10 protein-coding genes are annotated in these 12,285 nt (G+C 36.8%); all 10 read right to left on the bottom strand.

Features of this window, described 5'->3' with window-relative positions:
• Positions 1–5 precede the first annotated feature (5 nt).
• Positions 6–791 (bottom strand): class I SAM-dependent methyltransferase, encoded by a 786-nt coding sequence (locus R8G33_00610; GenBank protein MDW3094151.1) that lies wholly within the window; start codon positions 789–791, stop codon positions 6–8.
• A 30-nt stretch (positions 792–821) separates the two neighbouring features.
• A complete protein-coding gene (locus R8G33_00605) occupies positions 822–1,820 on the bottom strand; it encodes a glycosyltransferase family 2 protein (protein ID MDW3094150.1) in 999 nt (332 codons plus the stop codon).
• Between the two features lie 29 nt (positions 1,821–1,849).
• Positions 1,850–2,740, bottom strand: coding sequence for an alpha-1,2-fucosyltransferase (locus R8G33_00600; GenBank protein ID MDW3094149.1), 891 nt, complete (start codon positions 2,738–2,740; stop codon positions 1,850–1,852).
• Positions 2,741–2,746: 6 nt separating this feature from the next.
• Positions 2,747–4,600 carry an asparagine synthase (glutamine-hydrolyzing) gene (asnB, locus tag R8G33_00595; GenBank protein ID MDW3094148.1) on the bottom strand — a complete coding sequence of 618 codons (1,854 nt, stop codon included), beginning with the start codon at positions 4,598–4,600 and terminating at the stop codon, positions 2,747–2,749.
• A 10-nt stretch (positions 4,601–4,610) separates the two neighbouring features.
• Positions 4,611–5,810 (bottom strand): glycosyltransferase, encoded by a 1,200-nt coding sequence (locus R8G33_00590; GenBank protein MDW3094147.1) that lies wholly within the window; start codon positions 5,808–5,810, stop codon positions 4,611–4,613.
• A 46-nt stretch (positions 5,811–5,856) separates the two neighbouring features.
• The gene (locus R8G33_00585) at positions 5,857–7,035 is read right to left on the bottom strand and encodes a glycosyltransferase (GenBank protein MDW3094146.1); all 1,179 of its coding nucleotides are present in this window, start codon (positions 7,033–7,035) and stop codon (positions 5,857–5,859) included.
• Positions 7,036–7,039: 4 nt separating this feature from the next.
• Positions 7,040–8,986: an asparagine synthase (glutamine-hydrolyzing) gene (gene asnB, locus R8G33_00580; GenBank protein MDW3094145.1), complete on the bottom strand. Its 1,947-nt coding sequence runs from the start codon at positions 8,984–8,986 to the stop codon at positions 7,040–7,042.
• Positions 8,987–9,013: 27 nt separating this feature from the next.
• Complete coding sequence (locus tag R8G33_00575; protein MDW3094144.1) at positions 9,014–10,249, bottom strand: glycosyltransferase family 4 protein; 1,236 nt, start codon at positions 10,247–10,249, stop codon at positions 9,014–9,016.
• A 123-nt stretch (positions 10,250–10,372) separates the two neighbouring features.
• The gene (ssb, locus tag R8G33_00570; protein MDW3094143.1) at positions 10,373–10,840 is read right to left on the bottom strand and encodes a single-stranded DNA-binding protein; all 468 of its coding nucleotides are present in this window, start codon (positions 10,838–10,840) and stop codon (positions 10,373–10,375) included.
• A gap of 28 nt (positions 10,841–10,868) precedes the next feature.
• Positions 10,869–12,224 (bottom strand): MFS transporter, encoded by a 1,356-nt coding sequence (locus tag R8G33_00565; GenBank protein ID MDW3094142.1) that lies wholly within the window; start codon positions 12,222–12,224, stop codon positions 10,869–10,871.
• Positions 12,225–12,285: the final 61 nt, after the last annotated feature.

The raw sequence follows: 12,285 nt of genomic DNA, 5'->3' as shown, positions 1-12,285 counted from the left end.
TCATCTTATTTTTTTTTGAACAAGTAAACATTACAACATCTTTCCTTTGTCTCTTTGAATTTAACCATTTCAAATGACATATTTTTAAGAAATTCTTCCACCTCATCCGTTGAAGCAACTTCATACGGAAGTCCACCATACCAATCTATCAGGTCGTGATATCGATTCATTCCTCTTTCAACTCGCTCATTCCATGCAAATGGATTCTTTCCTTTTTTCAACCTCTTCCACATTATTTTAATGATTTTTTTATAAACAAATAACTTCTTACCTATAGACGAAAGATTATTGTAATGCCTTTTTATTGCTAGATCTTTAGGATACTTTTCACCTTTTTTGTATAAGGAAATAAAGAACAAGCCTCCGCAATCAACCATTTTTGCCGCGTTCTCTATTGCCTCCCACATTTTGCCTGTGTGATGTAAAACACCCCAAGAATACACAATATTAAATACGCCAAGGGGTTCAAGCTTACAATTATCAAGTACAGAGATAGTGTCTACCTGCCAATTGTCTGGCTCACCAGCATACTCTCTCATAACATGAGTAGCATCTACCGAAGATTTATCAACATCTATGGATACTAATTCACTTACTTTTTGATTATAGAAGCAGTATGAGTGCAAACCCGAACCGCATCCGATATCCAAAACACGTTTTCCAGCTATATTATCTGCAGAAATCCAACTAAGTATATCTTCATTGGCACGGTTGATATCGTCTTTGTCAACCTGCTTTACAAAATCTCTCCAATTCTCACCGAACGAGAATGTAATATTATCTGAGCTCATTTTTACCTTTTTGAATTTATTCTACTTATTCTATTTGACTATGGATCTTGCTATTAAGTTAAACCATTTTCTCAGTGAGATCGCCTTCAAACCGATCGCTTTATACTTGATGAAGAGCAATACAGTTTCTAGACCTCGACTTGTTGAATTATAACAGGCCCTGTACCATAATTTTTCTAATAAATTTTCAAATTCTAAAATTGGATAAATTTCCAACTGTCTGTTTGCTTCTTTTAACTTTAAAAGCCATTGTCCAATATCTTCAAGGAGAATAGCATTTTCTCGAAAGCTTCGAGTTGCAACTATTTGATGAACATTCAATTCCTCTTCAGATGGATTGACCCCTAATTTATTCAGGTGGCGATTGTATATTGATTTAGCAATTTTTTGTTGTATTTTACTTGATGCATTAGATACAGAGTTAGTATGCACTCTATAACTAACAAGCGCGCTCGGTAAATTTTCAAATTTTGCTGAATATTCCTGCGAAAGTCTTATCCATAAGTCATAGTCTTGTGTAGCACGCAAGGTTTCATCATATTCTATTTCATTCTGTCGTATCCATTCACCTCGCATCATCACAGAAGGGTGACAAATCACAGAATCGAAGCATAAATTTGCTAAAATTTCTTCATTATTTACAGGCATCTCCCAGATAATATTTTCTCCTTGGACTTCGCCAATTGGCTTCATCCATGTGCCCAATATTATTGTATCTGGATGATTTTCCATATAATTATATTGCTCCTGCAATCTCGTTGATGCGCTCACATCATCCGCGTCCATTCTCGCAATATATTTTCCAGCAGATAACCTCATACCCTTATTTAAACTAGCTGCTAAACCTAAATTCTCAGAATTAACAATGAGCTTTATTCTTGAGTCTTGGATTGCACTACTTTGAATTATTTCAATTGAATTATCGATTGAACCATCATCAACTATAATAAACTCAAAATCTTTGAAGGACTGATTTCGTATACTGTAAATTGCTTCTTCAAGATACTCACTACCATTAAAAACACTCATTAATACAGATATTAATGGCTTATGACTTTTCACATTAACATCCATTTATCAGGGTACAAATCAACGCAGTTATAAACAAGCATACTTTCTCGAGCAAACCAGTTCTTTGGTGCAATAACCATCTTTTCAGCATTTCCACTTAGCCATGCACCCCACCAACTAAAACTAGAGTTCGCGACAATAAAGTTATCGCAGGCAGACATGAGCATCATATCTTCACATGTATTGTCTTGAGTGCCCCTAATATAGTAAAACTGTTTGCTAGAAGGGAGGATTGATTTTGCGAAACCAATATCATCTGAAAAAACAAAAAATTTGGCGTCTTTGCTAACACTAGATTTCAATATTTCAATTGCTCTACTATAGTACTGCGGCGGGCAAACGCAATGTACATCGCTACCCACATAATCCCCTCTCCGCACATGTAGTGCTACAGAGTAATCCGCTGACTTTATCTCTTTCAAGATCGACTGACTAGCCGAGGATATAGAAGCCTTCAATTTGAATATATCTCGGATCTTGGATTCTACCGGTAAAAAATACTTCTCTGACTGAAAGTAACCTTGCAGCAATGTCGGCGCTTTATAGTCAAGAAAATTTTGATCGTAATGAAAACCGGGCTGATTGTATATAACTGCATCAGTTCTTTTGCATTTGTTATTAAATTTTTTTCCAGTTACAAACCTGGTAATAAAATTATTCTTTTTTTTGACAAACGATTCTAGCTCTTCCTTGGTCGCATATTCTAAATCAATATTAAATTGATCCAATAAAAATTCTCTTTCTTCATACTGTTCAAACCATTGCACATTTACTTTAACGTTACAATTTAATTTGTTTGACAAACAATAAGCAGCTGCATACTGGAATAACTGATTCCCTAGCCCCCCTTTAATTTCTATGAATATATTTTCAGCCATAATTAATCAGCTTAAAGTATCACCGTGCTTTTCAAGCCAAAGCCCTAGCATTAATAGAGTCCACCAGTCTTGAGATGTACAATTTTCAATAGCTCTTTCTATATTAGGGAAAAATTCCGCGATAATATGACTCTTATTAAAAATATTTTTTGTCATTGATTGCATTGCCGGCCTCTTTATCCATTGTTCTACTGGCCCACCAAACCCTTGTTTCTCTCTATTACGCACATTACTTGGCCAACTATCAGAAAATGCATCTCTGAGTAGAGACTTAGATTTGTTTATTTCTAGACGAACTCCCCAGTGGTTAGAGATAACAAATTCTACTAAATCTACATCTAAAAATGGGGCTCTAGATTCGAGACTCACCGCCATAGATGCACGATCAACTTTTCTTAAAATGTCACCCGGCAGATAGGTTTTATAATCGTAGCTAAAAATTTGATCTATTTGAGAATAATTAACATTGGGCATAAAGCTTTTTCTCATTGTTTCAATTGAATCAATACTAGGCTTATAACCCAAATTAGACTTTAATTTGGAATAGCTAGTTTGTTCTTTTATATGTTGATTTAAAATAGACCCATGGCGCTGCAACGACTTATGCAGTCTAATCTTCTCCGCCATATTATTTCTTTTATCTGATATACCAACCGTACTATAAATTGCTTTAAGCAATCTATTTCCAACCAATGAAAATGAACCTTCATGTAATTCTTGAGACATTAATGCCTTGGTATACCAACCGTATCCTCCAAAAACCTCATCTGCGCCATCTCCAGTTAAAACAACTTTTACGTATTCACTGGCATATTTCGATATTAAATATGTTGCGATAGCCGAACTATCCGCAAAAGGCTCATCGTATATATTTAATAAATCATGTATATGTTCTTCAATATGAAAATCAACATTTAATTCATGATGCTCTGTTTTATATAAGGTCGAGACTGCATTTGCATATGGCCTCTCATCAATTGTATCGCCAAAGTATGCACAGAATGTTTTAATCGGTTTCTCACTTAATTTTGACATTAATGCAACAGTTGTAGACGAATCGAGACCACCGCTCAACAATGCTCCTATAGGAACATCAGACTGCATCTGTCTACTCACAGATTGCTTAAGATAAAACTGTGTGCCTTCAATAATTTGATCTCTTGATGTTTTATGCTTGGTTGAAAATTCTGGTTCCCAATATCTCCAACTTTTTAGAGCCCCATGGCTCCATGTCATACAACATGCAGGCGGAAGCGAGTTAATATTTGCGTATATAGATCTATCAGGAGGGATATATAGTAAAGATAGGTACAAGTCTAATGAAGACCTATCAATTTTTGGCTTGATGTACTTGGATGCCAACAATCCTTTTATTTCTGATGAGATTATTAATCCACTATCATCTATTTGGCTATAGTAGAAGGGCTTTTCACCAAACCGGTCTCTAGCTGCAAATGCAGAATTATTTACACTATCCCAAATAACAAATGCAAATTGCCCATTAAGATGTGAAACTACGGCTGTACCCCAAGTTATATAAGCATGTAATAATACCTCAGTATCGGACTTGCTTTTAAATCGACATCCCGACTTTTCCAAGCGTTTACGTAGTTCGAGATAATTGAAAATTTCTCCATTAAAAACGATGGTATACCTGCCATCATGTGCAGACATGGGCTGAGTACCACCATCGATATCAATAATACTAAGTCGAACATGACCTAAAGCAGCATTATCTAATTTTTTGACCTGTGATGCATCTGGCCCTCGATGTTGTTGTACGCGCAACATTCTTTGCAAACTCGAAATATCTGCATCCTGCACTCCTGTGCGCTTGAGTATCGCGCTTATACCACACATAAATATATATTCAGCACGCTACATCCAAATACTCTTTTGCGATTTTTCTTAAATTATATGTATATGCTTTATTAATCGCGTCTTTTTTACTCATCGGGTTTTCTAAAGCATTGGTTATTTCTTTAGCCAGCGATTTCACATCCCCAACTGGTACCAATCTGCCATATTTACCACTAACGAGAATATCTCGAGGACCACTATCACAATCAGTACTCACAATATTGCAACCACAAGCTAATGCCTCTAACAAAACATTAGGAAACCCTTCACACAACGAAGAGAGAACAAAGACATCTGACTTAACCATATATTTATAAGGATTCTTTACTTCTCCAGGCAGCATAACGACTTCTTTCAACATTAGTTTATCAATCTGAATTTCAAGTGACCGACGCGCAATCCCTTCACCCAATATCACCAATCTAACCTCTTGGACCTGATTAACTAATTTAATGCTATCAATTAAAGATGAATAACCTTTTAGAACGTCGAGCCTGCCTACAGCTAATACTATCGGAACATTTCCGTCGTTAAACCAATCATCCTCCAAATTTTCCAAAGACAATTCCTTCACTTTACCAATATCAATTGGGTTGTTTATTGTCAATATAGAATACTCAGTTATACCAACATTATCGACCAAATCTTTTTTCATACTCTCAGTTAATGCAATTACCCTGTCTGCAGTGTGATACCACCGTCGCATTAACTCAGGAAGTAAATATTTGTCAAAATATTTACTTGACTGATCTATATATCGAGAATGAAAAGTTGTTTGACGCACATACATACTTGTATTTACATTTGCAATTCGTTTTGAAATCAGCGCCATAATATTTAATACATCTAATGTAGACATGAAATTTTTAGGCTGGCTGGATTCTAAATATTTTACCAACGATGGCAACCGTTTAAAGAGAGAAGGGCTCTCACACATCATTAACTTAGCAGTTCTGAATAGATCAGTAACAGGTAATTTAAGCAAACATATTAATGTATTAAATGCGGTATGTTTTTTTAGAACTATAACCTGCACATTATCCGGTACACTTGATGACAAAGCCCCGGCATTACTAGTTAGTAATAATGTTACCCTTACACCATTTCGCATAAATTCCGAAAGCAAATTGAGCATGACAGTTTGAGCGCCACCCCTATCTAACGAGCCCAAGAAAAAAGTTATTTCTCGCTCTAATATTAAATTTTTCATGCAGAAATAATTAGATTTATTAAATTATTCAAATTTCTCTAGATTATTAAACCTGCAATAATTCTTTGTAATGCCTTATTGCTTCAAAGTTCATTTCTTCTGCTTTAGAATTATTAGGGATGAATTTTGAATTAATCATTTTTTCGAGCTCTCTTGAATAATGATCCACATCACCAATTTCAACTAATGCGCCCCATTTTCCGCCTTCCAATAGCTCTCTCACTCCTGAAGGACAGTCAGTGCTGACAATTTTTTTTTGTAGAACCAGTGCCTCACGCAGAACGTTAGGGCAACCCTCCCATCTTGAAGACAAAGCTAATACTTCACAATATTTTATAAATGGATACGGATTAACATAATAACCAGGCATTTCTACACGCCCAGATAATGATAGATCTTCAATCAATTTTTCTAATGATTGCCTCTCAGCACCTTCACCTAAAATTACAAGATTACAATTGGTTCTATCTACTATTAACTTAAATGCTCTAATTAAAGTTTCAAAATCCTTTTGTTTTTCGAGCCTGCCTACAGATAGTATATATTTACCATAATTATTAATCTGATCTTTATACTCACAAGACATAGACCTTTTCTTGATACCTTCTATATCAATTATATTATACAGAAAGTGAAGTTTTGAACTTTGCACTGAAAAATTACTTATTAAATCTTGTCGCACCCCTTCAGAAACACAAATAACCCCATCCGATTTATCGTACCATTTCGATACAAATCTTTTTATCATCCTAAAAAATAAACTGCGTTTATGCTTTAGCTCCTGTGATAACGTTGATGCTTCTCTGAGAAACACTTTATTGTCGAATTTACAATAACTAGATGCCCAGATTAAAGCTAGATTCGCCGTCGTTGGTGTACTCATAATAACATCTGGAGAGTGATCATCTATATACTCCGCCAAACTTGGTATAACTTTTATCGCCTTAGGTAACTTCCATATAAACATCAATATAAAAAACAAATATTCAACAGATAGCAGCGATTTAAGTAACCACAGTCGTATTGATTTACGACTTGACCGATAGTTTTTCAAGTCTATTAAATTAATATTCTCAGTAACTTCTGTAAGTAACTGACCTTTTTTTGATGCTACTAATAAATCTACATCTAGCCCATTAATCGCAAAATGATTCGCTAGGTTCAACATGGCTCTCTCCATACCGCCACCCGACAAGCTATTCACGAATATTGCTACTTTTGCCATTTACTTAGCGCTTATCCAACCAAGCCTGGAACATGAGAATAGACCATATTATATCATCATGATTTCTCCACCCGGATTTATGTTGCTTCCAAATTCTTTGCACTGCAGACTCATTAAAATAACCTTGTTGATTTACTTTACTTGGCTCTAACAGATCTTCAGCCCAATCTTGTAATGGGCCTCTAACCCATCTTCCTATCGGCACTCCAAACCCCATTTTTTTTCTATCTGTTAATTCTCTAGGTACATATCTAGCCAGCACATCTTTAAGAATTCTCTTTCCCCCAAACTGATCAACTTTCATTGACATTGGAATCTTCCATGAAAATTCCATAATAGTTTTATCTAACAATGGGCTTCGTGCTTCTAGGCTTGTTGCCATACTTGCTCTATCTACTTTAACCAGAATGTCGTCAGGCAGATAGCACATAGTATCAATTAACATCATATTTAGAATTGGATCAGAATGATTTGGCCATGTATTTTTTTTCGAGAACATTGAAGTTGTATCATTACCCTCAATTACAATATCACTAATGTTCTTATATCTTGCCATCATACGCACAAACAATTCAGTTGAGCTTTTTGCATCAATTCTCCTTGCTCGCTTTTCAAGCTTTGCACCAAAACGCCTCCAACCTTTCACTCCTTGATCAGTCTTAGAGTTAGCTAGCAAATACCATAATGACTTAGCTGCCAAGTCCATTGACCCACCAATAAATGGCCTTATAGACATCGGTACAAGCTCATGTTTTTTCCAGTGATCAAGACACCTGAAATATCGTGTATATCCGGCAAATAATTCATCACCTCCATCACCAGACAATACAACCTTAACTTTTTCATTAGCTAACTTGCTAACCAAGTAAGTTGGAATCTGAGATACATCACCAAATGGTTCATCATAAATTTCAGGCAACAAAGGAATTACGTCCATACAATCTTTGGGTGCTACGTACATTTCTGTATGTTGAGTTCCTAGATATTGAGCAATTTTCTTAGCATGGATCGCTTCGTTATGAGATTCCTCATGGAAACCAATCGAAAATGTTTTCACTTTTTTTGATGTTTGTGCTTGCATCATAGAGACTATTAATGACGAGTCTATCCCTCCAGACAATAAAGCACCCAGCTCAACATCTGCGATCATTCTGCGATCAACCGAACCAAGTAATAGTTCTTCAAGTTGATCAACTGCATCCAAATATGAAGATGAAAATAAAGAACCTTGGCCATGAATTGCAGATTCTAATGCAGACCAATAAATAGTAGGCTCTAAAGACTCTATAGTATCGCTTTGGAAAATTCTAATATAAGAACCGGGAGATAGTTTGTTAATTTTATTATAAATTGATGCCGGACCGTTTAACCAAGAATACTGTATAAATTGACCTAAAGCCGCTCTGTCTATTTCATTATCAAAATCAGGGTGCTCCTTTAATGCTTTTAACTCTGAGCCAAATAGAAACGTCCCGTTACACCATCCGTAATACAAAGGTTTTTTACCAACTCTGTCCCTAGCCAGTGTTAATGATTGTTGCTCTTTATCCCAAAGTGCAAACGCAAACATTCCATTAAGTTGCTCAAGCGTTTTATCCAAGCCAATATAAGCAATACTTTCAAGCAATGTTTCTGTATCAGAATGACCTTTGAATGGGATACCATTCTTCTCTAGGTTCGCTCGTATTTCCTTGAAGTTATATATCTCTCCATTAAAAACCAACACATAACGACCACTATTAGAAATCATTGGCTGATGTCCGGCAGGAGATAAATCTATTATAGACAATCGTCTATGTGCCAAACCAATTCCGTCTTCAGCACTCACCCACTCTCCACTATCATCAGGACCACGATGAGCCAATGTGTCACCCATCGCTTTTACTAAAGATGAAAAGTCTTCGTGATTTATTTGAGACTCAGAATATAAAATTCCCGCTATGCCGCACATTTCTATAGTTCTTATTTTAAGGAATATTTAAGTTAACAAATGCCTGTAAAGGTCTGCATGTGATCTGATAGTTGATGCAAGGCCCATATAATCAACAACCCAATTACGAGCACATCTTGCAAGGTTAGTCTGCAGCTCATTATTTTCTAAGACATAGCAAATGTTTTTTGCTATTTCATTGCTAGATCGCTGCGAAAGAAGGTATTCACTTCCTTCATCACCCATTTCTTTTGATAGACCGATAAAAGGCGTGAGAATAACAGCTACACCAGTAGACATTGCTTCCAATACTGCATTTGGCATGCCTTCTCTTTTTGAGGGGAAAACAAATAAATCCGATATTTGCAAATATTCATTAACATTATCCACTTGGCCGAGAAAATGTATATTAGACTCACTGGCAGAACTCTTTATCATCTGTTCCATAGCATCTTTAAATTGCTTCAGCTCTTTGCGTGACTGGTCGTACCTAGGTCCGATGATTATCAAATGCATATCTTGAAATTTCCTTACCAAGACAGACCAAGCTTCAACTAACAAATCTGTACCTTTTCTTGGATGCACGGCGCCCACTAGAGTGATGAGCTTAGCATCAATAGGCAATCCAAGTTTGTTTCTTAAATTTTGTTTATCTTGTTCATTTTCAAGCGGACAAAATTTATCTGTATCCACCCCATTTAAAATAATACGAATATTTGCTTTAGAATTATCCTTTAAAAGAGTCTCTTTCATTGATGCTGACTGAACAATAATCGAATGGTAGTGCTGATTGATTTTTCGAACCTTCCATTTTTGAATTTTCTCAAGCAAAATATTCTCTGAGTATTTTTTAGCAATAGTATGTGAATACACCAGCTTTACCCCCATCGCTCTCAACTTTCCAAGTTGGCTAAGCACTTTAAATGGCATGGGAGCAATGATATGCACCACATCTGGTTTGGTATTTTGATCCTCACTACGCTCAATCGCTTTATTTAATAATATTTCAGATCTTTTTTTTGCACTTTCACCATGTATTTTATATTTAAGTATTTTCGCATTTGAAATCTCTAATTCAGAAATCAACTCCCCATCGACAGCATGCACCCAATCAGCCTGATGGTCTTCTCGTGTGAATTTTTTTAATTTTGGCGTACCACAGACGACTGTCACTTCTATATTATTTTCGTATAGAAAAGGGAGATATCGATAGAAGCGCAGTCCCGCCCCTCCATGTACTGGATAAAATGTAGGAGCAATAATTAGTAGTTTAATTTTATTCAAGTGTATGATGCACAAGAATCTGTGATTTCTCACCTGTCACTGATTTTCCACCTATGCAGATATGACAGGCGATATCTTGATACAACAGATTAGAGATTTATTCAGATAATCGAATGCTTAATATCAAAACGGAATATCATCATCAAAATCATCTGCAGTACTGGGAGCAGGTTTTGCAGCTTTTGGACTTGAGCTACCATAACCTTCATCAGCTGCTGGAGGCGCATCAAACCCACCACCGCTGGCACCGCCGCCGCGACCACCTAACATTTGCATTTCGTTGGCAATGATTTCTGTGGTGTATTTATCTGCACCGCTTTGATCCTGCCACTTTCGCGTTTGTAATCGCCCTTCGATATATACTTGTGATCCTTTACGAAGGTACTCACCAGCAATTTCTGCAAGTCTTCTAAAAAAAACAACACGATGCCATTCAGTTTTTTCTTGTTTTTCACCTGTGGCTTTATCGCTCCAGCTATCAGTAGTGGCAACACTAATGTTGCAAACTGCTTGCCCGCTAGGCATATACTTCACCTCTGGATCTTGGCCTAAATTACCAACGATAATTACTTTATTTACACCTCGCGCCATGACTTATCCTCTTTTCTCAATGTCTCGTTTAATTTAATTGTGTGCAGAACTGTTTAACTTTATCTTCTTCAAATGTGTCTCTGTTGACCCGCAAGTAAGCAATACCTTCCTCTGGAATCACTGTTGCTTCTGCGACTCCAGGTAACGCTTGCAATGAAACCGCAACCTGCTCTATTTGAGATGATTTTATCTTACCTAGATGAGCGGTATAGCTCATGAAATCTACAGGTGTCTGCATAGAGAATGCTACTAGAAACCAAATCAAAAACATAACAAATGCGAACAAAAATACCGCATTTTGATCAAAATTTTGCAGTAATAATCCAGCCATGACACCACCAGCGAAAGCCCCTAGGAATTGACTGCTGGAAAATACGCCCATGGACATACCTTTATTCAAAGGGTTACTCAACTTAGAGACCAATGAAGGCATACTAGCCTCAAGAAAGTTAAAACCCCAGAAAAACATTACCATTGAAATAAAGAAAACTTTGAAGCTTTGCGAGCTCCAAGCCATTACTAGCAATCCAATAGCACATATAAAGATCGCAAAACTAAATGCTATTTTTATCTTTTTATATTTTTCAGAAACTATAATTGTTGGCACTAACAATATTAATGAAACAATCATTACTGTTAAGTAAACCTTCCAATGCTGCGCAGGGATAATTTGATATTGGTCTCTCAAAATCAGAGGAACAACAACAAAAATGGCGGTTAATGCCATATGCAAAAGAAAAACTCCAGCATCTAGCCGTAACAACTGTGAATCGCTCAAAACAGAACCTAGGGTTGCTCGATTTACTACCGCCGTTTTTTGCCCCGCTTGAACTGGTGTAGGAATTAAAGCTGCAACAATGATGATTCCCATCACAGCAAGTATGGCAGTGATCCAAAAAATCCCCGGCACACCTACCCATGCCTGCAAGACCGGACCTAATACTAACGCCAGCATAAATGAAGCGCCAATACTGGCACCAATAATGGCCATTACTTTAGTGCGCTGTTCTTCTCGGGTTAGATCTGAAGCTAATGCCATAATAGCTGATGCAATAGCACCCATTCCTTGCATCGCACGCCCAACAATTACCCAATAAATTGAATCCGCTTGAGCAGCAATGACACTACCGAGCATAAAAATAGCTAAGCCTGTAATAATTACGGGCTTGCGGCCAATTTTATCTGACCATGTACCAAACGGAATTTGAAATGCCGCTTGAGTGAGTCCATAAATACCGATCGCTAACCCCACTAACAAGGGCGTGACATCCGTTAGTTGTTCGGCATATATAGCAAACACCGGCAATATCATGAATAAACCAAGCATGCGCGTGGCGTATATCAGCGCAAGCGATATTGCTGCACGACGCTCAATCGAGTTCATTGTTTAACCTGTACATTAATAGGAGCACTCGTTTCTTTGCGTTGCATGGTTGAAAGCACGT

It is taken from the genome of Gammaproteobacteria bacterium (assembly GCA_033344735.1).
Lineage (GTDB): Bacteria > Pseudomonadota > Gammaproteobacteria > UBA4575 > UBA4575 > UBA1858.
Note: the sequence above shows the minus strand (reverse complement) of the source record. Positions and strands in the feature narration are given on the sequence as shown.